Here is a 25182-nt window from a genome sequence, read left to right on the forward strand (position 1 = left end):
TTTAGAGGCCGTCCATCTTGCGCGCCAGTTTAGCGTCCAACGTACTCAGACCGTCCACATCATGGGTCGTCAGTGTGACCGTAACCTTGTTATAGACATTGCTCCATTCAGGATGGTGGTTCCACTTCTCTGCCCAGATCGCGGCACGCGTCATCCAGCCAAAGGCATCGGCAAAATCATCGAACTTGTAGGTCTTGATGATCGCATCGCGGCCCTCAACCATAGCCCAACCGTTTTCCAGCAAGGGGTCCAATAGCGGGCCGCGCGTTTCGGCGCTTAGTTTCTCGGTCATTCCTGTTCCTCAACTTCTGTCTTTTTGAAAGGGCCATACTCTGTCAGCACCTCTATTTCCTCGTCTACTGCGGCACGCTCTGCCTCCAGATAATCACCCACGGCGCGGGCAAAGCCCGCATCGCGCATCCAGTGCAGCGACCATGTCGGCGTCGGCAAATATCCCCGCGCCAGCTTGTGTTCGCCCTGCGCGCCTGCCTCGACTGTGCCTAGCCCCATCGCGATGGCGATATCAATGGCTTGGTAATAACACAGTTCAAAATGCAGGCATGAATGATGCTCGGTGCAGCCCCAGTACCTTCCGTACAACGCATCAGCACCGATAAAGTTCATCGCACCGGCCACCCATCTGCCGTTTCGCTCGGCCAGCACCAGTGCGATATCATCCCGCAAGACCTCTTGGGCGATATCGAAAAACGCACGGGTCAGATAGGGCTGGCCCCATTTGCGCGCACCGGTGTCCTGATAGAAAATCCAGAACGCGTCCCAATGTTCGGGCTGAATTTCGTCGCCCGTGAAGGTATGGATCGTCCCGCCAAAGCTCTGTGCAGCGGCGCGTTCCTTGCGCATGTTCTTGCGTTTACGCGAACTAAGGCTAGCGAGGAAATCGTCGAAGTCAGCATAGCTGTCATTGCGCCAATGAAACTGCTGGCTCTTGCGCGGCATCAGGCCCAGCGCCTGCGCGCGCGCCGCCTCCTCACCCGTGCAGAACGTCACGTTTAGCGAGCTGAGATTGTTGTTTTCGGTCAGCTGCACAGCGCCCTGTACCAGCGCATCGAATGCTACCTCCTCAAACCCTTCGCGGGTGAGGAAGCGGCGACCGGTGGCGGGGGTATGAGGCACTGCAATTTGTAGTTTCGGATAGTAACGCCCGCCCGCCCGCTCATAGGCATGCGCCCAAGAGTGGTCAAAAATATACTCCCCCTGCGAATGGGATTTCGCATAGAGCGGGGCGACGCCAATGATTTGTCCAGCGATGCTGGCCGTCAGGTATTGCGGCTGCCAGCCCGTGCCAGCACCCACACTGCCGCTATCCTCAAGCGCCTTGAGGAAGCGATACGTGGTGAAAGGGTCCTTCGGGCGTGCCCCCCCTACTGCTTCGGGGCAGGCACACGCATCCCAGTCGTCCGCGTCAATCTGGGACAGGGATGATATGATCCTGATCTCGACCTCTTGCGCGCTCATCTGCCAGCCCCTTTGTTCTGCTTCGTGCTAGATGTGGCACGCGGGGCGCGATGTTCAAGCGGTGCTTTCAATCGCTTAAGGCAGCGGCGTAGCCCTCGAACGTAATCGTATCGGCCACCTGCCGCGCCCGCGCCTCCTGGGCTGCACTGCGCACGGTCCAACAACTGATGATTGCACCCTCTTTTTTCAGCTCGGCCACGCGCGGGCGGTCCAGATCGTCTACTTCGTGACTGATAAAACACGCCCCCACGCGGTCATAGTCGGGAATGGCGCGCAGGTGGTCACGGATGTGCTGACCCAGCGGCCAATCGCCCTCGCGGTAGGCGGATGTGGTGATACCACGCGGCACCTCAGGGCATAGCTGTTGCAGCAGCGCTACCGAATTGGGGTTAAACGACATAACTGCCAGATCGCCAGCGTAACCACTGATCGCCTGCGCGGTTGCTTCCTCCAGCGGGCCAAGGTCAGTGCCCATGTTGCCGTCCTGATCCTTTAGCTCAACCAGTATCGGCACGCGCCCTGCCACCAGCGCCAGCACCTCTGGCAGATCGGGAATGCCTTCGTCACCGCCAGTCAACGCAATGCTGCGTAGTGCATCCGCACTGTGCAAACGCACGGCCCCTTGCACTGCCGTCAGGCGACCGAGATGATAGTCGTGAAACACCATGGCCGCGCCATCTGCGCTGAGCTGCACGTCGATCTCGATGCCGTAGCCCGCATCAATCGCTGCGCGAATAGCAGCGCGTGAGTTTTCGGGCCGCCCCTGCGTGACATCGTGCAAGGCGCGATGCGCAAACGGCACACACGCAAAACGGGGCGGCAAGGTTGGTCTGGTCATGAAATCTCGAAAATACCTTCGATCTCTACAGCGACGCCCAGCGGCAGCGCCCCCGCAGAAACAGCAGAGCGTGCATGACGACCCGCATCGCCCAAGGCTTCTACCAAAAAGTCTGAACAGCCGTTTACAACTTTTGGCTGGTCGGCAAAATCTTTGGTAGAGTTCACAAAGCCTGTCAGCTTTACCACACGCTTGAGACGGTCAATGTCACCACCACAGGCTGCTTTGACCTGTGCCAACAATTGCAGCGCGCATGTCTTGGCAGCAGCAGCACCTTCTTCGATGCTCATGTTGTCGCCCAGAACGCCTGTAATCAGCCCGTCATCTGTACGCGAAATCTGCCCCGAGACATACAGTGTGTTACCCACCTGCACGAACGGCACATAATTGGCCGCAGGGGCAGATGCATCGGGAAGCGTGATACCAAGATCGGTCAGACGTTGTGCAATGCTCATCAGAAAGGTCCTTTGCTAGGGTTTTATCGACCCGAACGCTAACGCCCTTGGCGCGGCTGCGAAAGACCTGCAATCAGCTTTCGCGCCACGACTTCACAAAATAATCCGTGACCGGTTTCACAAGGTATGTCAGCGGCGAACGATCACCGGTTTTGATGAAGGCATCCACCGGCATTCCGGGCAGCAATTGTGTGCCTTCGGGCAGCCTCTCCATCTCGCCTGGCGACAAGATGATCTCGGCGCGGAAATAGCTGGCCCCTGTGTTGGGATCATCCAACGCATCTGCCGAGATAAGCATAACCGTGCCTTTCAATTCGGGCGTGGTGCGCTGATCCAGTGATGACAAACGCAGGTTAACCTCTTGGCCCACTGAAATCTCGTCGATGTTGGTTGGCATGACTTGGGCCGCGATGACCAAGGGGCGGTCCTGCGGGACCAGAAACATCAGCGGCTCTGCCGGACGGATCACCGAACGCGGCGTTGTGACCTGCAACGAATAAACAATGCCCGACACAGGTGCGCGAATGTCGAGCCTGTCGATAAGCGCCATCAGTGCGCGGCGCTGTTCGATCAAAGCCAATTCGCGGAAACGCGTCTCGCGCAGCTGGGCGATAGCCTCCTCGCGCCCCGACGTGCCCAGCTTTAGCCCGACAATCTCGATTTCGGTGATGCGCCCTTCGGCCTGCGCGCGGGTCGCGACCAGTTCGCCGATCTGTCCCGTCAGGCGGGCTTTTTCGCGCTGCAAACCCAATACAGACGACATTTGTGCAAGACCCTGATCCAGAAGTGTCTGCTGGCTCTTCAACTGCTGCTCAATCAGCTCCAGCTGTGTTTCGAGAGCGATTTCCTGCGCCGAAACACCTTTGATCTGCTCTTCGATCTGGTTGCGCTGTTTGCCAAGCTGCTCAATCTCGCGGTTCACGCTGTCACGCCGCGCGTAAAACAGATTGCTTTGACCATCCATCAGCTCTTGCGCATCGGGGTTGGTCTTACCTACCTCCACCAGCTCTTGCGGAAATTTGATTACCTCACGCTCGTCGCGTTGCGCTTCCAGACGGCCACGGCGGGCCATCAGCTCAAACAACTGACCTTCGATCAAGGTAAGTTCCGAACGGGCCTGCTGGGTATCGAGCTGCAATAACAGATCACCCGCTTTGACCAAATCGCCTTCATCTACGTTAATCGTCGCGATTGTGCCGCCCGTATCATGCTGCACAACCTGACGGTTGCGGTCGACCTCAATGCGGCCAGACGCAATGATTGCCCCTGCGATATTGCTCATCACTGACCAAGAGCCGAAGCCACCGAACAGCACGGCGATACCGATCATGCCAATAAAGACAGGCCGCCATGCGGTCCATTTGTTGCCACTGCTCATGTCACGCCCCCTGCGCCAGCCGGCGATTTCTGGATTTCCTGATGGTTTTTCACCATGCCTTTCAGCACTTCTTCTTTCGGACCGAATGCCATGCGCATACCGCCGTCAAGAACCAGCAAGGTATCACACTCCTGAATAGCAGCAGGCCGATGCGCCATAATCAGCACCGAGCGGCCCGTTTCCTTCATCCCGCGGATGGCTTGGTTCAACGCTTGCGAGCCTGTGTTGTCGAGGTTCGAGTTCGGCTCGTCCAACACCAGAATAACCGGATCGGCATACAGCGCACGCGCCAGCCCGATACGCTGCATCTGCCCGCCCGACAGTCGCACCTGCCCCGAGCGGATCACCGTGTCATAGCCATCTGGCAACTCAAGTATCATCTCGTGTGCGGCGGCCATCTTAGCTGCGGCCACGACTTTCTCTGCGTCAGGCGTATCGGCCAATCGGGCAATGTTCTGCGCGATTGTCCCGTCAAACAATGCGACGCGCTGCGGCAGATAACCGATATGCGTGCCCAAAGTCTCGGTGCCGTAATGCTCGAGTGCTGCACCATCAAGGCGGACAGAGCCACCCGCAGGCCGCCATACGCCTGTCAGCGTGCGCGCCAGCGTTGTTTTGCCCGACCCTGACGGTCCGATCACACCAACCGCTTGGCCAGGCTTCACATCAAACGAGATCGACTTCAGCGAGGCTTGCTTTTCACCCGGTGGCACCACGGTAAGGTTCTTGGCCACCAGCGATGCTTTGGGTTTTGGCAAGTCGGTCCGCGGCGCCTCGACTGCGACAGTGCCCAAAAGCTCGGCCAGATTGTTCCAGCCCGTATGGCCGCGCTGCAAGATCGCCCACTGGTTGAGCATCATCTCGACAGGGGCAAGCGCACGACCCAGCAGGATAGAACCCGCAATCATCGCACCTGGCGTCAACTGGTTTTGCAAAACCAGATATGCGCCCATGCCCAACATGGCCGATTGTAGGAACAAGCGGATGGTCTTTGTCATAGAGGTGAAAGTGCCACCCACATCAGCGGCACGCACTTGGCCTTCCAGCGCCTCGGTCCGCGCCTTCTGCCAGCGGGTAAACGCCGCATCGCGCATGCCCATGGCCTGAACCATTTCGGCCTCGGTGCGAATCTGGTCCGCCATGCCGCCCGCTTGTTGACCCGCTATAGCGGCCCGTGACTGCGCGCCACGCGACAGGAACTGGTTGGCGATAGTGATAACGATCAAAACCGCGCCACCAATAAGCGCCAGATACCCGAGATATTCGTGGAAGACGAAAATACCCGCAAAAAAGATTGGTGTCCAAGGCAGATCAAACGCGGCCATCAACACGGGCGACGTAATCATCCGCTGCACAGCTTCCAGATCAGCAAGGCTTGCGTTGGTTTTGCTGTCAGGGGCCACGGCTGATTTGCGTACAACCGCATCAAACACGCGGCGGTCCAGATCATCCTGAAAACGTGCGCCCACACGGCCCATGATGCGCCCGCGCGTGTAGTCAAGCACACCCATAACACCATACAGGAACACAACCAGAAGCGACAAAGCAACCAGCGTTTCCTGACTTCCCGACCCCAGCACACGGTCATAGACCTGCAGCATATAGATAGGACCGGTCAACATCAGCAGATTCGCAAACGCCGAGAACAAACCCACAGTCCAATAAAGCGAACGACTACGCTTGCGAATTTGACGCAATTCCTCGCGGCCGCGTTTTACAGCATCAGTCTGCATAGGTAGGTCTCCAAAGGTCGGTCACAGGCCACTCTTATCGTATTCGTTTTAGGACACACTCAATAATTGCGTGCTTTGGTTCGATTTAGCGGCGGGTGTGGTGCAATAAGCAGTTAAAAATGAAGTTGTATGTAATCCGCATACCAAACACTGGCACTGCGCCAAATGTCAACGATCTCCCGCATTCGGGCTGGGGGCTGAACTGCCCGTACCGCTGCCGCCAAAGATATCCTGCAATACCTGATCGATCACGCTGGTGGGGCGCGAAGCAGCGCCACCTTGCTGTTGCTGTGGCACCTGATCCACCGGAGTAACCTCGTTCACGTCACCCTCGAACACGACTTGGGCAGGCGCTGGCAGCACCATGGGCAAAGGGCGTACAGGAACACCCTCATGCACCCGCTTCATCGCTTCGCGCCAGATTTCAGCGGGCAATCCGCCGCCGGTCACCCCTTTGAGCGGGGTATTATCATCATACCCCATCCAGACACCCGCCACGTAATCGGCAGAAAACCCGATAAACCACGCGTCCTTGGCTGCCGATGTAGTGCCTGTTTTCCCTGCCAGTTGCCGCCCGCCAAACTGCGCGCGCTGGCCAGTCCCTTCCGAGACGACCTTCTCCATCATATAGATTAACTGACCTGCGGCACTCTCTTGTATCACACGCTCGCCGATCCCGCCGCCTGTGCCCATCAACGGCTCTGCATCACCGCGCAGGCGCAGATCAACCAGACCAAAAGGCGTTACAGACGAACCACCATTCAGAATGCCTGCAAAAGCACCTGTCATTTCGATCAGCGTGCTTTCCGAAGCACCCAGCGCCAGTGCAGGCCCTGCTGCCAGATCATTCTTGATCCCGAATTGCGAGGCAACTGTGCTTACAGTGGCGCGGCCAACACTCTCGGATATCTTGACAGCTGGAATGTTGAGCGATTGCGCCAGCGCGTTGGTCATCGTGGTCTGGCCCACGAAACGGTTGGTATAGTTGCGCGGACACCATTCCCCCGATCCGGGGATGTTCAGGCAATAAGGGCTGTCATCTACCAGATCATTTGGCGAATAGCCCAGATCAAGCGCTGCTGCGTATACAAACGGCTTGAACGCCGATCCCGTTTGACGCAGGGCCTGTGTGGCACGGTTGAAAGCGCCAGAGACTTTGGTTTTGCGGCCGCCCACCATCGCACGCACAGCGCCGTCCGCACTCATTACAACGATAGCTGCTTGCGCTTCCGAGCCTGCGCGCACCTTGTTGTCAAAGACCCATTTCAGCCCTTCGACTGCCGCGCGCTGCATTCGCTGGTCAAGTGTTGTGCGCAGGATTACGTCCTCGGTGGTGTTGCGCGTAAAGAACTCCGGTCCGGTGGACATAACCCAATCGGCAAAGTACCCCCCTGCCCGCGCCTCTGCCGCCTCGGACAAAGCAGCGGGGTTGGCCTGTGCCACGGCTGTGTCCTCGTCCGACAGATACCCTTGTTCGTTCATCAGGCGCAGCACTGTGGCCGCACGGTTGCGCGAGCGTTCAAGGTTGGAGGTGGGCGAGAGCGTACTGGGCGCAGTAAGCAACCCGGCGATCATTGCCGCTTCTGCAGGATCAAGCGTTGCTGCGGGTTTGCCAAAAAACCGCTGCGCTGCTGCCTCGGCCCCATAGGCACCGCCGCCCATGTAGGCTCGGTTCATGTAAATCGAAAGGATTTCGTTCTTGGAGTATTTCGCCTCCATCGCCATCGCATAGACTGCCTCTTTGGCTTTCCGCTTGATAGATCCGCGGCGGCACTCGGATTCGTACTCCGCTTCGGTCTGACCCGACGTCGGGTCGAACGGCTCTCCCAGACACAAAAGCTTGGCTGTCTGCTGGGTAATGGTTGAGCCGCCGTGCCCCGACAACGGGCCACGCCCCTCACTCAGGTTGATGCGCACAGCAGATGCGATGCCGCGCGGGCTAAGGCCAAAGTGTTTATAAAAGCGCTTGTCCTCGGTCGCGATCACCGCGTTTTTGAGATGAGGCGAGACATTCTCGGCAGTCACAGCGCCGCCAAACTGGTCGCCGCGCCATGCAAAGACATCTCCGTCACGATCGAGCATAGTGACGGAGCCGCTGGCGCGACCATCCAAAAGATCGTCGACGGGAGGCAAGGTGGTATAGAAATAGCCGACAATCAGCGCCAAAACCGCAAAGCCCACAAGGATCGAGCGCGATGTCACCACCCATATCAACCGCAAGATCCAGCGGACCATCGCTGCCAAAAGCCCGATGATACCGCCACGCCGCTTGCGCGCAGGTTTTGCAGCGCGCCGCGCTTTGGGTTTGCGTGTCGGCTTTGGCTTGGCCGTCTTTTTGACAGCAGCCGCTTTGGCGCGCGCGCCATACCGGTTTTCCGCAACCAGTGGCCGCTTCCGCTTGGGTGTATCACTCATTTTTATATGGCCTGCTCGGCTGCTGTTTTTCTCACCTTACCCCGCCACAGCAGGATTGTTTAGCGTTTGATAGGCCGTCTGACCTCTCAAAGGTGTATATTTTTTAGGCAGTTTCGGCCTTGCGATTAAATTTTGGGCAAACAGCCCCTGTGAATCGCACCCATCGCTCTGCGCATTCTTCCCTTTCCGCCCGCTTCTCCAGTTTGCTGGCGCTGCATCACGCAGAACACTCTGCACCATAAGAGGGGACAATACGGTGAAACTCATTATTGCCACGGTCAAACCATTCAAGCTCGAAGAGGTCCGCGAGGCGCTGACCGACGCTGGCGTGCGCGGTCTGATGGTCACAGAAATCAAAGGCTTCGGCGCGCAGTCGGGCCATACCGAAATCTACCGCGGCGCAGAATACGTCGTGAACTTTGTACCCAAGGTAAAACTGGAACTGGTCGTGGCCGATGCCGTGGCCGACCAGATGGTCGAGGTCATCACCAAGACCGCCCAGACCGGCAAGATCGGTGACGGCAAGATTTTCGTGCTCGATGTCGAGCAAGCAGTGCGCGTGCGCACAGGTGAAACCGGCGAAGACGCTATCTAACTCAAGGACGATAAGATGAATAAGAAATATCTCATTCCCATCGCCGCGGCAGCGGCCTTGCTGCCGACACTGGCGCTGGCACAAGACGCGGCGGCGCCAAGCTTTGACGAAATCGGCCCCTATCTGATGACCACATTGCTGTTCCTTGTAGGCGGCTTTCTGGTGTTCTGGATGGCTGCGGGCTTTGCTATGCTGGAAGCAGGGCTGGTACGCTCCAAAAACGTAACCATGCAGCTGACCAAAAACATCGCGCTCTTTTCTATCGCGTCGATCATGTACTGGCTGGTAGGCTTCAACCTGATGTACCCGGGCGATTTCAACGGATACTTTGCCTTTAACTTCGTACCAACTGTGCTGGAGCCTGTGGGCCTTACCGCAGCAGACGCATCGCTTGATTATGCTTCTGTCGCGTCCGACTTTTTCTTCCAGCTGATGTTTGTGGCCGCGACGGCCTCTATCGTATCGGGCGCACTAGCCGAACGAATCAAGCTATGGCCGTTTCTTATCTTTGTGGTTGTGCTGACAGGGATCTTCTACCCGATCTCGGGGTCGTGGCAGTGGGGCGGCGGCTGGTTGTCCGAAATGGGCTTCAGCGATTTTGCAGGCTCAACAATCGTACACTCCGTAGGTGGCTGGGCTGCTTTGGCGGGGGCGCTGATCCTCGGGCCACGTATCGGTAAATACAAGGATGGCCGTGTAAACCCGATGCCGGGTTCCAACTTGGCACTTGCGACGCTGGGTACGTTCATCCTGTGGCTGGGTTGGTTCGGCTTTAACGGCGGCTCACAGCTGGCTGCGGGTACTGTCGGCGACATTACAGACGTTGGCCGCATCTTTGCCAACACCAACATGGCGGCTGCATCCGGTGCGGTAACCGCACTGATCCTGACGCAAATCCTGTACAAAAAGGTCGACCTGACCATGGTGCTGAACGGCTGTCTTGCCGGTCTGGTCTCCATCACAGCCGAGCCTCTGGCACCCTCGCTGTTCGGTTCTTTGTGGATTGGCGCAGTCGGCGGTGTGATCGTAGTGTTTTCGATACCCTTCCTTGACAAGCTGAAGATCGACGACGTCGTAGGTGCTATCCCTGTGCACCTGTTCGCAGGCATCTGGGGCACAGTCGCAGTTGTCTTCTACAACGGCGAAGCAAGTCTGATGACGCAGCTGGTTGGCATCGCCGCTTATGGCGTGTTCACCTTTGTAGCGGCAGGCGCACTTTGGCTGATCCTCAAAGCAGTCATGGGCATCCGCGTCAGTGAAGAGGCCGAAATCACAGGCCTTGATACAGCAGAATTGGGGATGGAAGCCTACCCCGACTTCACGCGCGGCTGAACCGCACCAATCCTGAAAAGGAAAAAGCCCCTCATCATAGGATGGGGGGCTTTTTCTATCTGCGGTCATAGGGAGCAGTCAGCCCGCCTTTGGCGGCGGCGAGTACCCCATAACGAATCTATGACCACATGAGATGGCCGTCTTTTCTATACGCCTGCATCAACGATCGCTTGGGCAAGAATAGGCACGGTCTGGGTATTCAGGCCCGCGATGTTCATCCGACTATCGCCAACCATATAAATGCCGTGCTCTTCGCGCAGCTTATCGACAATCTGGGGCGTTGTTCCCAAACGCGAGAACATACCGCGATGCTGTGCCAGAAAACCGAACCGATCAGAACCAGACAGCCGCTGTAGCTCGTTTGACAGCTGGCTGCGCAAGCCCAGCATGGATTGGCGCACCTGCTCCAGTTCGGCCTCCCAGTCAGCGCGCAAAGCGGGATCATTCAGGATCATCGTAACTAGCCGCGCGCCGTGGTCGGGCGGAAAGCTGAAGTTCTGGCGGTTCAGAAAAGCCAGCGTGCCTTGATTGAGGTCTTTGGCCTTTGCCTCGGCGCTGATTGCCATCAATATGCCTGTCCGCTCACGGTAAATGCCAAAGTTTTTGGAGCAGCTCGCAGCAATTAGGGCTTCTGGCACCGCAGCCACCAATTTTCGCGTGGCAGCCGCGTCTTCCTGTAGACCATCACCAAAACCCTGATAGGCGATATCGACCATCGGTGTTGCACCCGTCTTCAGCAACACCTCAATCACGGCATCCCATTGAACGGCATTCAGATTTGCACCCGTCGGATTGTGGCAGCACCCGTGCAGCAATACGACATCACCTTTTTGTGCCGTATTCAGATCCGCAATCATCGCATCAAAATCAACGCCGCGGGTCTCGTCATCGAAATAACGGTAAGGGACTACCTCAATGCCAAGATAGTTCAGAATTGAGATATGGTTCGGCCATGTAGGGTCCGAGACAAACACACGGGCTGTGGGGCGCGCCATCTGGATCAATTCAAAGGCCTGCCGCACCGCGCCTGTGCCGCCCGGTGTCGCTGCAGCCGCGACGGTATCACGCGACACCGCATCGTTCAGCACCAGATCAACCATCGCATCAGCGAATGCGGGATCACCGGCAAGCCCTGTGTAAACCTTGCTGTCTTGTGTCTCCCACAGCTGATGCTCTGCCGCTTTCACCGCCCGCATGACAGGTGTCAGGCCTGTCGCATCTTTGTAGACGCCCACACCCAGATCGACTTTGGTATCGCGTGGGTCATCGCGGTACATCTGTACAAGGGCGAGAATCTTATCAGCGGGCTGCTGCTTGAGTGTTTCGAACATTACGCGTCTCCAGTTGCGATTGGCACGGTCGGGAACATGCCCCATTCCGCCCATGATCCATCATACAATGCCCAGTCCTGATGGCCCAACCGCTCCAACGCCAAAGCAACCACAGCGGCTGTTACACCAGAACCACAAGACGTAATGATCGGTTTTCCCAGATCAACACCAGCCGCCTCGAACACCGCCTTCGTATCGTCGGGGGATTTGAACGTATTATCTGGTGTCAGCAACTCACCAAAAGGCACATTCCGCGACCCGGGGATATGACCTGCGCGCAGTCCTTCACGCGGCTCGGGCGCCTCACCGCGAAAACGTGCCGCAGCGCGCGCATCCACAATCTGTGGCGCACCAAGTTTTGACGCATGAGCCACTTGCGTCACATCCCGCACAAGTTGGTTCTGGAACCGCACGGTCATATGGCGATCACGCGGAATGGGCGGCATGTCTTCAGTCTCACGCCCCTCGGCCAGCCACTTGGGGAACCCGCCGTCCAACACAGCTACATTTTCCTGTCCCATCAGCTTGAACAGCCACCAAACGCGCGGTGCCGACATAATGCCAGCCCCGTCATAGACCACTACCTGATGCCCGTCACCCACACCCATCGTGCGCATCCGTGACATGAACTTCTCGATAGGCGGCGCCATATGCGGCAGGCTTGATCGCGCATCCGAGATTTCATCAATGTCAAAAAACCGCGCGCCCGGGATATGTGCTGCATCATACTCTGCCTTGGGGTCACGCCCATCGGCTGGCAGATACCACGAAGCATCCAATATACGCAGATCAGGGTCTTTGAGATGTTTGGCCAACCAATCGGTCGAAACAAGCGTTTTCGGATCATCAGTCATGGCAGCTCCCTTTGCGGTGTGTCACGTGATTACTCCGCTAGCCAAAGCGAGACAACCAAAACCGAAAGCCGGCAGCCGCTCCTCCTATTTTTCTTGGCCATAAATCCTCTGGGGGAATTGGCGTTTACGCCAAGGGGGCAAAGCCCCGAATGCTGAGTCAAAACATGTTACTTACCGACCGCCAGCGATTCTAACGGTATCTGCCCGAGATACCGGCATCTTTGGTCGTTATCAGCTGAAGGATACATCATTAATGCGCTTCGGTCTTGCTGCAAAACCTGCAGGGATGGCGCGCATGGGCCCTGTTGAGGCATTCAAATACAAGCAACGAACAGACCGTCTGGTATCAGGAGGCCGTAAAAGGGTGATTTGCGGCATTAGATCAGGCTGCAAGGGGGTTTAGGCTTCACACTGTTGCGCATTGGCGGAACGCCCGATTTGATTGGCGTTGTGTGCTGATTTACGTGATGTTTCTACAAGACCTGTTCGGATCGGATATATGTTTGCATGGCGATACCCTCTTCCTCCAAAGAACTGAGCCTTAAGTGGCTAGAACTGTTCCAGACCTATGCGCGGACACAGTCGTTGCACGGAACATCGCAGGAAACGGGGCTATCCATCAGCACGGTCTCACATCATTTACGCAGCCTAGAAGATCATCTGGGCGTTGCCCTTTTTGATCACGCACGCAGGCCAATGGTCTTGACGCCAACGGGCCGCACCTTCCTGCGCGATATCAGCCAAGCGATGCAATCAATCCGAAAGGCAACCGCAGAAGCCTCTGCAGGCAACATTGCAGAGGCGTCAAATCTGCGCATCGGTACAATTGCGGACTTAGACAGTGACGTGACGCCGGAAATTGCCGTTTATCTTTCGCAAAAGATGCCAGACTGCAGTTTTCTCTACCACACAGGGACCAGCCGCGACATCATCAGAATGCTGCGCCATAGGGAACTGGACTTAGGTGTCGTTACATCGCCCCTGAAACTGTTGAACGATCTGATCGATTGGCCCCTGTTGCGCGATCCCTTTGTCGCTGTCTTGCCCGCTGCTGCAGAGTCTTCGCTGCCCGATATCGTTGCAGGAAAAACAAACCTCCCGTTTTTACAATTTTCAAGTGATCTGATCATTGCAGGACAGATAGAAGCACAACTGCGTCGGCTTGGCGTTCAGTTGCCAAATAAATTTGAATGCGCGAACAATCAGACTCTGATGGCTATGGTGGCCGCAGGTGCCGGATGGACCATTACGACACCGTTGCTGTTTGCGCGGGCGCGGCGATTTCAGCCAAAGTTGCAGATGCTTCCTTTTCCAGGGAAGAACTTTGCGCGGACCTTGTCGTTAGTTACCAGTCCTGACTGTGCGCGGGCGGTCGTCGATCTGGTAAGCCGTCAAGTACGACATGAATTGAACCAGCAAGTGATTGCGCCAACGCATCGCACCAGTCCGTGGCTCAAAGACCAATTCACGCTGATCGATTAGGCGCATTTCGGTAAGCTGATAATACGCTCTTTGATCTCGTGCGGTAAGTTTGGATTAAAGTGGCCTATTCATGTGTGCGCCAATATTTGCACCATCATTTACCGGCAACACGCCAGATATCCGTGACCCAGTCTTCAGAGCACCTGCACGGCTGTGTGCCGTCTTTATTGACCTGTAGCCATATGCAGACAGGACATCCTCATTGGGCAACTTCCAAATCGCCAACTGCTTTACTCCTACATTATCAAAATAGATTTCTTATTTTATAAAAATAAGTAACTGACACTTGTACCAAAACGTAAATTCCTGCTCTGTTTGACGCAGCAATTCTCAGGGGGAGCAGACATGAAATCGCGCACGAAAGTTGTGGTCATTGGTGGCGGAATCGCGGGATGCTCAACACTCTATCACCTGACCCAGGAGGGATGGTCCGACGTTGTTCTGATTGAACGCGATGAGTTGACCTCTGGCACTACGTGGCATTCGGCGGCGCAGGTAACAAACTTTGGCATGAACCAGACGATGGTGGGGCTCAAAACCCATTCCATCCAGCTGTATAAGAAATTGCGTGACGATCCTGAATACCCCGTGGGCTATCACCATGGCGATGGCGGCATCCGGCTGGCCAACACGCCTGAACAGATGCAAGCCTACCGCCATTTCGCCTCCATGGCGCGTGGCATGGGGACGACCTTTGAGGTCATTGACGCTGAAGAGTGCGCGCGCCGCCATCCCCTGATTTCGACAGACAACCTGTTGGGCGGTCTTTGGGATGGCGAGGACGGTGACATTGATCCTGCACAACTGTGCCAAGCGTTGGCATTTCATGCACGCAAGGCAGGTGCCGAGGTCTACCGCCATACAAACGTGACCGCGCTGACACAGCACAAGGATGACACTTGGACCGTCGAGACGGACAAAGGGAACATTGATGCCGATATCGTCGTGAATGCCTGCGGCTACCGCGTGAACGAGGTCGGCGGTATGATGGGGGTACACCACCCTGTTGCATCAATGGAGCATCAATACTTCGTCACCGAAGACATCCCCGCAATTGCCGAAGCAGGGCACCGCATGCCACTGCTACGCTGCCCGATCAGCGACTATTACTCGCGTCAGGAAAAGAACGGCCTTCTGGTCGGCTTCTATGAGCAGGACTGCAAGACATGGGGCATGGACGGGATTAGCCCCAGCTTTGCCAATGATCTGTGTCCAGACGATCTGGACCGCGTAATGGACGTGCTGGAAGGCGCGTTTGAGCGGATGCCTGCCCTAACCGAAGTGGGCATCAAACGCGTGGTTAACGGCCCGATCACCTATACCATCGACGGTGCGCCATTGGTTGGCCCGATCCCCGGCAAACGAAACGCCTATTGTATCATTGGCCTGCGCGCAGGGGTTGGTGAAGGGGGCGGGCACGGCTGGCTGCTGGCGCAACAGATCGTGCACGGTGAGGCGCAGTATGACACGTGGGTCATCGACCCCCGCCGCTTTACTGGCCACGCGAATGTCGAGCTGACGGCACTAAAGGCCATCGAAGATTACCAGAACGAGTTCCGCTTCCATTTCCCGCATGAGCATCGCCCCGCAGGGCGCAATGCCAAGACAACCCCGCTGACGCCCGTCATGGCGGCGGAAGGTGCAGAGTTTACTGTCGTCAATGGTTGGGAGCGGGTCGACTACATCAAGCCATCGCCCGATTTCCATCCCACGCTCAGCTTTAATTTCGACGAAGCCTTTGACGTGATCGGCGAAGAAGTCCGCAATGTTCAGGAAAATGTCGGTTTGTGTGAGGTCAACGGCTTCAACCGCTTTGAAATCACCGGTGCAGATCGCCACAACTTTCTTGATCGAATGTTCTGCGGTGCCGTGACCCGAAAGGACGGGCGCGTAGGCCTTGGCTATTTGCTGAACCATCATGGCATGGTGAAGGGCGAGGCGACTGTCGCCAACATCCCTGCCTCTGATCGCGGGCCAGCGCGGCTTTGGTATGGATCGGCAGCGGCGTCCGAGTATCACGATATGGATTGGCTGACACAGCATATGCAGCCAGACGAGGACGTGCAAATTCGCAGCTTGACCAACGATCAAACGATCCTTGTGTTGGCAGGACCAAATGCCCGCGCTGTGCTGAGCGCCTGTGCGCGCGGCGACTGGTCCAAGGCGGCATTTCCGTGGCTGTCTGTACGCGAATGTTTTATCGGTTTCTCTCCTGCGACGGTGCTGGGCGTCAGTTTCTCGGGCGAGCTTGCTTATGAAATCCACGTGCCCAATGCGTCACTCTATGCCGCCTACCTTGCGCTGCGTGAGGCAGGGCAGGCGCATGGCCTAAAGCTCTTTGGCGCCCGTGCCGTTGACTCAATGCGCATGGAGAAGGGTTTTCTGCATTGGAAGGCTGACCTGATCACCGAATTTGATCCTTTCGAGACAGGTCTGGACCGGTTTGTGCGGCCTGAAAAAGGTGGGTTCATTGGTCAGGAGGCCCTGAAAAAGCGCATGGCAGATGGCCCGGCACGCAGGCTCGTTACACTCAGGATTGATAGCACAACAGCACCCGCCCACGGTGGAGCATCCCTCATGCAGGGCGAAACGGTTGTAGGCACGATTACTTCGGGCGAATGGGGATACCGCGTTGGCATGAACCTAGCCTATGCATTCGTTCTGCCGGAAATGTCTGACACTGGGAATGTTATGCAACTGGACCTTTGCGGCGATCTGGTCGCGGCAGAAGTCATCGCGCCGTCGCCCTACGATCCCGACTACGCACGTATGCGGGCGTAAAAATCAATCCAGAAATGCCTCGGTATTTCTGGCCACCGCTCGTATTCGCAGCGCATCGCCACTTCGCGCGCCTGTTTTACATTGGCACGAGCCATCTCGTTCCCACTGGGGCTCAGGCTTTGCCTGTCGCGTCATCTCCAACGGATACTGAATTCTACACATTCCAGACCTGACTAAAGCTCTGTCAGAATTCTGATCACGGCCAAGGAAACTTTCAGTTCTGACGCCTTTCCTGAATCCCCACCTTTTGCAAGCGGCATCGCACCAGACAAAAGCTGTCAGCAGATGCTGTATCGGTGCTGCCCATCGTCAATGGTCGCATGATTTCCAAAGGCGCCCATAGTGACGCCACCCCGTCGCGGTATTGTATTTCGGCCTCGCGGCTTAGATTTACATTTGTAGCAATCAAACGCGGCGCTCGTATCGCCTTCGCAACAAAGGAAACCTGTCATGAGCTGGAACCCCACGCAAAATCCAATGTGCCCAGAAACAGATGTAAACAGCATCGAGACTTTGATTATCCCGCGTGCACGTGACATTGGCGGCTTTGATGTGCGTCGCGCTTTGCCATCACCGGATCGGCAGATGGTCGGCCCTTTCATTTTCTTTGACCAGATGGGTCCTGCAGAGTTTATCGACGATGGCGGCATCGACGTGCGCCCCCACCCGCATATCGGCTTGGGAACCGTGACATACCTCTACGAGGGCGAATTCGAACACCGCGACAGCATTGGTACCCATCAGATGATCTACCCCGGCGAGGTCAACTGGATGACCGCAGGCAAAGGCGTCACCCACTCCGAGCGCACCAGCGCAGAGACCCGCGCAGGGCGCAACAAACTGTTTGGCATCCAGACATGGATCGCCCTACCCGAAGACCGTGAGGAAATGGAGCCCGATTTCGAGCACCATAAAGAAGCAGCTCTTCCCGTCATTTCAGACACTGGCACGACCGCCCGCCTTATACTCGGTAATGCGTTCGGCGAGGTCAGTCCGGTCACCATGCACTCCGAGACGTTCTATCTTGATGTTGTTCTTGATGCTGGCACATCCTTCCCGATGCCAGACAACCATGAAGACCGCGGCGTATATGTGACCCAAGGCAGTGTAGAGGTCGCAGGTGACGTGTTTGAGGCTGGTCGCATGATGGTCTTTCGTCCAGGCGACAGGATTTCACTCAGGGCCGGACCACAAGGCGCACGTTTCATGGCCCTTGGCGGTGCTACCATGAACGAAAAGCGGTATATCTGGTGGAATTTCGTATCTTCCTCAAAAGACCGGATCGAACAGGCCAAGGAAGACTGGAAAGCTGGCGATTGGGAGAATGGCCCCTTCCGTTTGCCTCCAGGAGACGACGCAGAGTTTATCCCAATCACCCCTGATTTGGATCGTACGCGACCCAAGGGTTGATCTGGCGTTTGGCAGAGTTCTCACCAGCTCAACGCACATGCACTGGGCAGGCCGAATGGGCCAGATCGAATACAGCTTTTGCATGTCGGGATTGTCTGCGCGCCCTTAACTGGGATGCCAAACCCCTCGGCACGCTGCTTTTGCAAAAAGAGAATCCGTTCACGCAAAACACCAGCAGCTCATGAAGCTCCTGCTTTGCCTGCAAGTTGCACGTTCATTCACATGCTGATTGGTATTCTGTAATTCGTTTACAAAGTCTCACGCTGGCAGCTGTCGACCTGCCAGTTCCATCCCTACCGATAAGTAGATCAGCGGCAACATCAGGACACAGGGACCGCCTAAAAGCGTGGGGCGCAGCGATCGCGCCTGCTCCACCCGTCATCTGACAATTTTGAAGCTGGGCTTTATCCGTGATCTTTCAAAAGGCGCGATTTCTGGCGTGACCAATCGCGCTTGGCCGCGTCCTCACGCTTGTCATGCAGCTTTTTACCCTTGGCGATGCCGATCTTGATCTTGGCCATGCCGCGATGGTTAAAATACATGACCATGGGCACCAGTGTCATGCCTTTGCGCTGGGTCTCGTTCCACATGTTCGCCAGTTGCTTGCGGCTCACAAGTAGCTTGCGGCGGCGGCGCTCTTCGTGGCCGAATGTCTTGGCCTGCTTGTAGGGCGCGATATAGCTGTTCACCAGCCATAGCTCACCGTCTTCGACGGCCGCATAGCTTTCAGCGATGTTCGATCCGCCCATGCGTAGGGATTTCACTTCGGACCCCTCCAGCATGATGCCACATTCAACGTCATCCTCGATCGCATAATCAAACCGCGCGCGGCGGTTTTCTGCGATGACCTTATAATTCGGGTCCGATTTGGATGATGATTTTACCTGTGCCATAGCCAGCGATGTAGGGTCCTTGGGCCTTGCATGCAAGGCATTGCCTTAGCGTGGTATCTCAGCGAAGAGCTTTGCGTGCCAAAAATCTGGCCAGATCAACGATGATCCGCCCGCGCGCATCCGCGATGGCTGTTGGTCCGCCCTTGGGGTCATAGGCGACGCTCAGATCGAACAATCCCGATCGTTCACGCCCCTCATAGACACCAACAAAGTATTGGCCCGTCGCGCGGAATGTACCATCCGTGCCCGCCACCAGATCAGCAAATCGCACGTCCAGCGTGGCAGCAGCGTCTTCCTCGAACGGCCAAGGCTCTGATGCGATACGCTTACGCGTGAGACGCGCGAGGTTACGGCTCAACTCCAGACCAACGGCGCGTTCGGGCGCGTCGGCCCACAGCACTTTGGACGTGATTAGCGTACCGTCAGGGGCCTGCTGGGCAATCTCGTCTGCGGCAGCATAGCTGGGCAGTGAGACGTCTTTGACCTCGACAGAGGAAAATCCAATGCGCACGGTCTCGGTGATGGCAGGCGGGTTCACCGCAATGCGTTCAGGGGCGCCACAAGCAGCCAGCAAAACCAGCGTGGCAGCAATGGCAAGAGGTCTCGTAAATATCATATCAGCGTCCCAGCAGCAGAGAGTTCGGGTTTCGTTCAATTGTGCGCGCCAGTTTTTCCAGCGCACCGGCAGCTTGTTGAATATCGCGCAATGCAGCCTCGGCAGCGCGGCTCAGTTGTTCGCCCTGATTATAGCCTTCAATCGTGCGCCCCGCCTGCGCAAACAGCGTGTTCAGTCGGTCAATCACTTGCGGCAGATCACGGGCAGAAACCGCAATACTATCCGCCGCCGTGCGCGCAGAGGCCAGCGTTTGGTTCACATTCTGCACCGCCCCGCCTTCGCGCAGTTCGCGCAAAGTCGCGTTTAACTGGTCCAGCGCACCCGCAAGAGCCACAGGCAATTGCGCTGTTTCGGGGCTGCTGACCAACGCCTCGGCAGAGGAGGTGAGCGAGGTCAGCTCGGACACCAGCGTATCAAATTCCAGTGTGGCAGCTTTGGCGGCAACGGTCTGTATTTCTGCGATCAGTTCGGGCACCCCTTCGACAGAGGACGTAACAGCACTTGCCGCTTCTGACGCGGCGGTCAACGTCTTGCCCAGCGTCTCGGCGATGCGCTGCTGTTCCAGCTCGGCCACCAGCGCCTCGACCCGTACCAAAGTCGCGTTGAGTGCTACAGGGATATTTTTCACATCATCCGAGGTTACGATGCCTGAAATATCGCTGAGCAAGGCGCGCACGTCGCCGGGCGTCTCTTGCAGATCGCTATTCGACATCAGCACTTCGGCCGAGTTCATCACATTGATCGCACTGTTCAACAGCTCTTCGATCGGCAAATTGTTGATCCGCGTAAACACACCCTCAACAGTAGCCTCTACATCCGATGTTTCAGAGGTTGTTGTGGGCATAACCGGCAGGTCCAACCCCACGGGGACAAGACGTGCCGACGGTGCATCAGGCACTTCGACCAGTTCCACTTTCAACCCACCCGTCAGCAAACTGGCCGAAGCGAGCCGCGCACGCAGGCCGTTGGCAACACGATCTTGTAGCAAGCTCAGGGCGGCAGCTGCCGTCACTTCGCCTGGCAGGCCGAGGCGCGCAGGCTGGATCGAGATAATGACATTCAGACGCACACGGCTGTCGCCAAACTGGTTGAAATCCACAATGCCCGAAAGGCTGGTTACAGTGCCCACCCGAAATCCGCTCAGCTCCACAGGTGCGCCAGTGGTCAGGCCGGATACGTTCTCGTCGAAAATGATACTCAGCTGAAGCGGGTCAACCTCGGAGGTGGTGAACAGGCTGTTGCGGGCCGATTCCTTATCAACGAACACATCAAACACTTCCCCGTCCAAAACGGGCTCGCCCCCAGATACAAACGTATCAAATGTGATCCCGCCGCCCACCAGCGTGGCCAGCGAAGAAAAATCAATCTCGGCACCGCTTGGCCCGAATGAAACCTCGAAACCCGATGTGTCCCAGAACCGCGTTGACGAATTGATCAAATGACGATGCTTGTCATAGATCAGCCCCTCCACAATGGCGAAGGCACCGCTCCGCGCAATCTGTGCGCGACCAATCTTGCCCACTTCGATTCCGCGAAACAGGATCGGTGTATTATCGGTCAGTGTACCATTGGTTGTAGTCCGAAACGCAATTTGCAGACCCTCAACACCGGGTTTGATCAACGGCGCTACGTCCGATCCGCGAAATGTGGTTGCCGCCTCGCCGATGGCGCTGTCCCACGACCCTTCGATATAGACACCGCTCAATACTGTGCTGAGGCCACTGATCCCCTGTGCCGTCACCTCGGGCTGCACGATCCAGAAAACCGAGCCTTCGTCGACGTAGGGGGCGATCTTTTTCTTGAGCCTGATATGCGCCTCGACACGGTCCAGACCTTCGCTAAAGCCCACCTCTTCCACCTCACCCACGGTGATATCACGATATTTCAGCTTGGTCTCGCCTGCGGCAATGCCCGAACCATCAGCAAAACCCACAACGATCACCGGACCGCGCGAAGCATAGGTTTGCCATGCCACACCAAAGGCCACCACCATCGCCAAAAGCGGGATCAGCCAGATAAACGACATGCCAGACGCAGACCGCTTGCGGGCAGGTTTGATGGCCACTGTGGGCGGAGTATCAGACATGTTTTGACGCCTCGTCATCAGTCGCTTGGGCATCCCAGATCATGCGTGGGTCAAACGCCTGGGCAGAAAGCATAGTGAAAATAACCGACAGAGCAAAAAAGAAAGCAGCTGGTCCTGGCGTGATAGATGCCAGACCTTGGAGTTGCACCAGCGCCGACAAAATGGCAACCACGAAGATATCGATCATCGACCAGCGGCCGATATACTCGACAACTTCGTACATCAGCAGTCTCTTGCCTGTTGCAATTCCACCGTGGCGTTGAACGCTGATCGCCAAAAAGGCGATGGCCCAGAATTTACTCAGCGGGATCACGACAGAAGCGACAAGAATAATCGTGGCGATGCCGTAGGCGCCATAATGCGCCAGATCAACGGCACCACCGATGATGGTGCTTTCCTCGACCGAAAACAACTGCTGTGTGCGTAGCATCGGATAGGTGTTGGCCGGGACATAGCACATCAGGCCAACCAGCCACAGCGCCCAAACCCGCTGCAGGCTGTGCGTATCGCGCGACACCAGCTTGGCACCACAGCGTCCACAGACTTCTGTCTCGATGGGCCACGCGCGCGTGCAGCGTGTGCAGGCCACCAGACCGGCCTCGCGGGCCGTTACTGTTTTTTCGGGTTTTCCAGCGAGTTCCATACCGACCACTTACACATAAATCCGTCTTGCGCGATGACCAGCACCACCAAGACACCAAACATCCAGAATGCGGGGCCAAAACTGACCGTGGCCAGATCAGCCACCTTGACCAGCGCCACCGCACATCCCAGCGCAAAAATCTCTGCCATCGACCAAGGGCGCAAAGCCTCGGACAGGCGGAACGCGGGTATCGCGTGACGCGCGGCAGGGCGGTCCAACACAACAGGGACCAGCACATAAAGCGTGAGCAACATCCGCAGCAACGGCACGAATATGATGAACCCCGCCGTCAGCAAGGACAGCACCAGCAGCGGCCCCTCGGTAAAGGTCAGCGCGGCATCAAGGATTGACACAGCATTGCTGCGCCCCCCCGCCGAAATCTGCAAAAAAGGGAAAACGCTTGCCGCTATAATCAACACAACAACTGCAACAGCTACCGCAATAATCTGTGCGCCTGCTTTACGGCGTGGCGCGATCAGTACCTTGTGGCAGCGCGCACAGACGGCCTGCTCGCCGTTGCGGGGCCGCTCTAGCTGATAGGTGGCATCGCACACGGGGCAAACGATCAACTTTTCCAGCGTGCCGCGTGAAAAATAGGGCGTTTGCGGCACACCGTCGACTTTCGCTACGGGCATATTAGTGAGAGCAGTATCAGTCATGGGCCTACATATAGCGGGTTACCAAGACGTATAACACACCTCATTGTGCGCAGACCGTCTATGGCTTGGAGCCAAAAGCCTTACGGCTTGCAGCGTCATACCCTAACTGCTCAAGCACCTCATCGGTTCCCGAACCTATGGCAACTGGCGTCGGCGGCATAGCTGGCTTACTGCGCCCGAAGCGCGGCGCGGGGGCCGCTTGCAAAATACCATTCGGGGCCACCAGCGTCTGACGCGCGGCCATGTGCGGGTGTAGCCGTGCCTCTGAAAACGTCAGCACCGGGGCCACGCAGGCATCTGTCCCCTCAAAAATCGTAGCCCATTCATCACGGCTTTTGCGCGCAAAGGCCTCAGCATAGAGCCTGTGGCGTGCGGGCCATTGGCGGTCCTCATTCTGGCTGTTTTGATGACCGAGCGGCAGATCTGCCATTTCCAACAACAGCGCGTGGAACTGAGGCTCAAGCGCGCCAACAGAGATGAAACCACCACAGGCGCAGGTATAGCACCGATAGAATGGCGCACCGCCATCCAGCCAGTTCGCACCGCGCTCTTCGCGCCATGCGCCTTGTGCCAGCATCGCGTGGATCAGCCCCATCATTGCGGGCACACCGTCTACCATCGCCGCATCGACAACCTGACCCTTGCCCGACACGCCCCGCTCGATCACAGCGCTGAGGATGCCAAACAGCAAGAACATCGTGCCGCCGCCATAATCCGCCACCAGATTGAGCGGTGGCACAGGGGGGCGTCCCGCCTCGCCCATGGCGTGCAATGCGCCCGTCAGCGCCAGATAGTTAATATCATGGCCCGCACTTTGGGCCAATGGCCCGTCCTGCCCCCAACCTGTCATGCGGGCATAAATCAAGGTGTCAGGACAGGCCTCTGGCCCCAGTCCCAACCGCTCCATCACCTGCGGGCGAAACCCTTCGATCAGCACGTCACTGGCCGCAATCAGGCGCTGTGCGGCCTCCAACCCGTGGGGCGATTTCAGATCAAGCACGATAGAGCGTTTGCCACGGCGATTGATGTCCGTAGGGTCGGCAGGTGCAGCTTTGCGATCAACCGTGACAACATCCGCACCCAGATCGGCCAGCAACTGCCCCGCCAAAGGCGCAGGCCCCAGACCCGAAAACTCGACGACTTTCAATGATGCCAGCGGTCCTGCCATTATACGACTCCCGGCAACACGACCTCGCGCGCGCCTTCTACAAAATCCCCAAGTGACAGCGGCCAGGCAACACCGGGCCACCGCAGTTCCATCTCTTTTTTACGGGGGCGATAGACGGCTGTATAGAGCGTGCCAAACCCTTGACTGAACGCCGTCGAATAGAGTGGTGGCCGCAAGAACGCATTGATGAACTTCTCTTCGGGGTCTTGATGCAAGCGCAACCGCTGCAACAAGAACCGCTCCCGCTCAACCGTGGCGGTGAAGCGCGCGTGGCTGATCCATTCGACGTTTTCCTGATGATTGGTAGCCACCGCCGCGTTGGTGATAATCGCAGGGCGATCGGGCGCCATCATTACAGTCAGGTAGTTGCGTTTGCGGTCCAGCACCGTGACGTTATAGCTCATGTGGGTTGGCACACGAGCCAGCACAGCGCCTGCCTGCTCTGCTGTTTCACACACTTGCAAAACATAGCGCAGGATCAGCGGCACGCCGAACCCTTCGCCCACAACGCGCCGCCCGCCGAAGGTCAGCGAAATCGACAAACCCTTGTCATTCACCCCGTCCACAAGCCCCCATAGGCCATCAGACGTGCCCATCACTGCACGGCCCATCCATTTGGTACGCAGTACAAGGCTGTCAAACGCTTTGGGGTTATAGTCGTAATTGCGCACCATCACAGGTTGCTTGCCCGCCCAAATCGCTTGGGAGCATGAGGCGAGATAGGGCGGCGGCGTGTAGAAACTCAGGAACCGCGCTGCGTGATCCCCACCCCCCGCCAGCTCGCACAACTCTTCGTACAGCGGGACCATCTCTGGCATATGCGTGCGCAGTGCCCGCAGGCTGGCCGCATAGGTCGGGCGGGCGGTCTCACCCTCTTTGAGCCACCATGCCCGATAGTCGGACCAATATTCGCGGAAAAGCCCGGCCCACTTCGGTCCGGGCAAATCCTCTGAGATAGCGCGCCAGTACATGGGCGACCTTTCTAGAGCGGCGTAGGCGTTTCGTTTTTCGAAACCGTCACGGAGACCCCACCAACC

General features: G+C 57.1%; 21 protein-coding genes. 5 read left to right on the forward strand and 16 right to left on the reverse strand.

Translation table 11 applies throughout. The features are described from left to right. Window position 1 precedes the first annotated feature (1 nt). The 7 genes from Q0903_RS04905 to Q0903_RS04935 form a co-directional block, all read right to left on the reverse strand. A complete protein-coding gene (locus Q0903_RS04905; protein ID WP_299025869.1) occupies window positions 2–292 on the reverse strand; it encodes a 4a-hydroxytetrahydrobiopterin dehydratase in 291 nt (96 codons plus the stop codon). Further along, window positions 289–1476: a GNAT family N-acetyltransferase gene (locus Q0903_RS04910; RefSeq protein WP_299413338.1), complete on the reverse strand. Its 1188-nt coding sequence runs from the start codon at window positions 1474–1476 to the stop codon at window positions 289–291. The genes Q0903_RS04905 and Q0903_RS04910 overlap by 4 nt, the downstream gene beginning before the upstream one ends. Before the next feature lie 67 nt (window positions 1477–1543). Beyond that, window positions 1544–2314: a glycerophosphodiester phosphodiesterase family protein gene (locus tag Q0903_RS04915; protein ID WP_299413341.1), complete on the reverse strand. Its 771-nt coding sequence runs from the start codon at window positions 2312–2314 to the stop codon at window positions 1544–1546. Next, window positions 2311–2769, reverse strand: a complete 459-nt coding sequence (locus tag Q0903_RS04920; protein WP_299025875.1) for a RidA family protein — start codon at window positions 2767–2769, stop codon at window positions 2311–2313. Before Q0903_RS04920 ends, Q0903_RS04915 begins: the two co-directional genes overlap by 4 nt. Window positions 2770–2842: 73 nt before the next feature. After that, window positions 2843–4147 carry an HlyD family type I secretion periplasmic adaptor subunit gene (locus tag Q0903_RS04925; protein WP_299413345.1) on the reverse strand — a complete coding sequence of 435 codons (1305 nt, stop codon included), beginning with the start codon at window positions 4145–4147 and terminating at the stop codon, window positions 2843–2845. Further along, window positions 4144–5880, reverse strand: coding sequence for a type I secretion system permease/ATPase (locus Q0903_RS04930; RefSeq protein ID WP_299413348.1), 1737 nt, complete (start codon window positions 5878–5880; stop codon window positions 4144–4146). Before Q0903_RS04930 ends, Q0903_RS04925 begins: the two co-directional genes overlap by 4 nt. A 168-nt stretch (window positions 5881–6048) precedes the next feature. Next, window positions 6049–8295 carry a PBP1A family penicillin-binding protein gene (locus tag Q0903_RS04935; protein WP_299025881.1) on the reverse strand — a complete coding sequence of 749 codons (2247 nt, stop codon included), beginning with the start codon at window positions 8293–8295 and terminating at the stop codon, window positions 6049–6051. A 256-nt stretch (window positions 8296–8551) separates the two neighbouring features. Here Q0903_RS04935 and Q0903_RS04940 point away from each other — a divergent pair, with 256 nt between their 5' ends. After that, complete coding sequence (locus Q0903_RS04940) at window positions 8552–8890, forward strand: P-II family nitrogen regulator (RefSeq protein WP_299413351.1); 339 nt, start codon at window positions 8552–8554, stop codon at window positions 8888–8890. Window positions 8891–8905: 15 nt separating this feature from the next. Next, window positions 8906–10222, forward strand: coding sequence for an ammonium transporter (locus tag Q0903_RS04945; RefSeq protein WP_299025885.1), 1317 nt, complete (start codon window positions 8906–8908; stop codon window positions 10220–10222). A gap of 146 nt (window positions 10223–10368) precedes the next feature. On the opposite strand, the gene Q0903_RS04950 is transcribed toward Q0903_RS04945, so the two are convergent. Next, complete coding sequence (locus tag Q0903_RS04950; RefSeq protein WP_299025886.1) at window positions 10369–11553, reverse strand: amino acid aminotransferase; 1185 nt, start codon at window positions 11551–11553, stop codon at window positions 10369–10371. Continuing rightward, window positions 11553–12407, reverse strand: coding sequence for a 3-mercaptopyruvate sulfurtransferase (gene sseA, locus Q0903_RS04955; protein WP_299025887.1), 855 nt, complete (start codon window positions 12405–12407; stop codon window positions 11553–11555). Before sseA ends, Q0903_RS04950 begins: the two co-directional genes overlap by 1 nt. 507 nt (window positions 12408–12914) lie before the next feature. Here sseA and Q0903_RS04960 point away from each other — a divergent pair. The 3 genes from Q0903_RS04960 (at window position 12915) to Q0903_RS04970 (ending at window position 18080) form a co-directional block, all read left to right on the forward strand. Continuing rightward, on the forward strand, window positions 12915–13889 hold the full coding sequence (locus Q0903_RS04960; RefSeq protein WP_299413354.1) for a LysR family transcriptional regulator: 975 nt from the start codon (window positions 12915–12917) through the stop codon (window positions 13887–13889). Between the two features lie 345 nt (window positions 13890–14234). Next, window positions 14235–16670: an FAD-dependent oxidoreductase gene (locus Q0903_RS04965; protein WP_299413356.1), complete on the forward strand. Its 2436-nt coding sequence runs from the start codon at window positions 14235–14237 to the stop codon at window positions 16668–16670. A gap of 450 nt (window positions 16671–17120) precedes the next feature. Beyond that, entirely contained in the window at window positions 17121–18080 is a 960-nt protein-coding gene (locus Q0903_RS04970; protein ID WP_299413358.1) for a pirin family protein, read from the forward strand. A gap of 404 nt (window positions 18081–18484) precedes the next feature. On the opposite strand, the gene smpB is transcribed toward Q0903_RS04970, so the two are convergent. The 7 genes from smpB to Q0903_RS05005 form a co-directional block, all read right to left on the reverse strand. Beyond that, window positions 18485–18973, reverse strand: a complete 489-nt coding sequence (gene smpB / locus Q0903_RS04975; protein ID WP_299025899.1) for an SsrA-binding protein SmpB — start codon at window positions 18971–18973, stop codon at window positions 18485–18487. Between the two features lie 58 nt (window positions 18974–19031). Next, on the reverse strand, window positions 19032–19589 hold the full coding sequence (locus Q0903_RS04980) for an ABC-type transport auxiliary lipoprotein family protein (RefSeq protein WP_299025902.1): 558 nt from the start codon (window positions 19587–19589) through the stop codon (window positions 19032–19034). A gap of 1 nt (window position 19590) precedes the next feature. Further along, window positions 19591–21675, reverse strand: coding sequence for an MlaD family protein (locus Q0903_RS04985; RefSeq protein ID WP_299413363.1), 2085 nt, complete (start codon window positions 21673–21675; stop codon window positions 19591–19593). Then, complete coding sequence (locus tag Q0903_RS04990) at window positions 21668–22318, reverse strand: paraquat-inducible protein A (protein ID WP_299025907.1); 651 nt, start codon at window positions 22316–22318, stop codon at window positions 21668–21670. Before Q0903_RS04990 ends, Q0903_RS04985 begins: the two co-directional genes overlap by 8 nt. Beyond that, entirely contained in the window at window positions 22285–22953 is a 669-nt protein-coding gene (locus Q0903_RS04995; protein WP_299414480.1) for a paraquat-inducible protein A, read from the reverse strand. The genes Q0903_RS04990 and Q0903_RS04995 overlap by 34 nt, the downstream gene beginning before the upstream one ends. Window positions 22954–23035: 82 nt before the next feature. Next, window positions 23036–24145 carry a CaiB/BaiF CoA-transferase family protein gene (locus tag Q0903_RS05000; RefSeq protein WP_299413367.1) on the reverse strand — a complete coding sequence of 370 codons (1110 nt, stop codon included), beginning with the start codon at window positions 24143–24145 and terminating at the stop codon, window positions 23036–23038. Then, window positions 24145–25116: a C45 family peptidase gene (locus Q0903_RS05005; protein ID WP_299413370.1), complete on the reverse strand. Its 972-nt coding sequence runs from the start codon at window positions 25114–25116 to the stop codon at window positions 24145–24147. The genes Q0903_RS05000 and Q0903_RS05005 overlap by 1 nt, the downstream gene beginning before the upstream one ends. Window positions 25117–25182 lie beyond the last annotated feature (66 nt).

It is taken from the genome of uncultured Sulfitobacter sp. (genome assembly GCF_947502895.1).
Classification (GTDB): domain Bacteria; phylum Pseudomonadota; class Alphaproteobacteria; order Rhodobacterales; family Rhodobacteraceae; genus Sulfitobacter.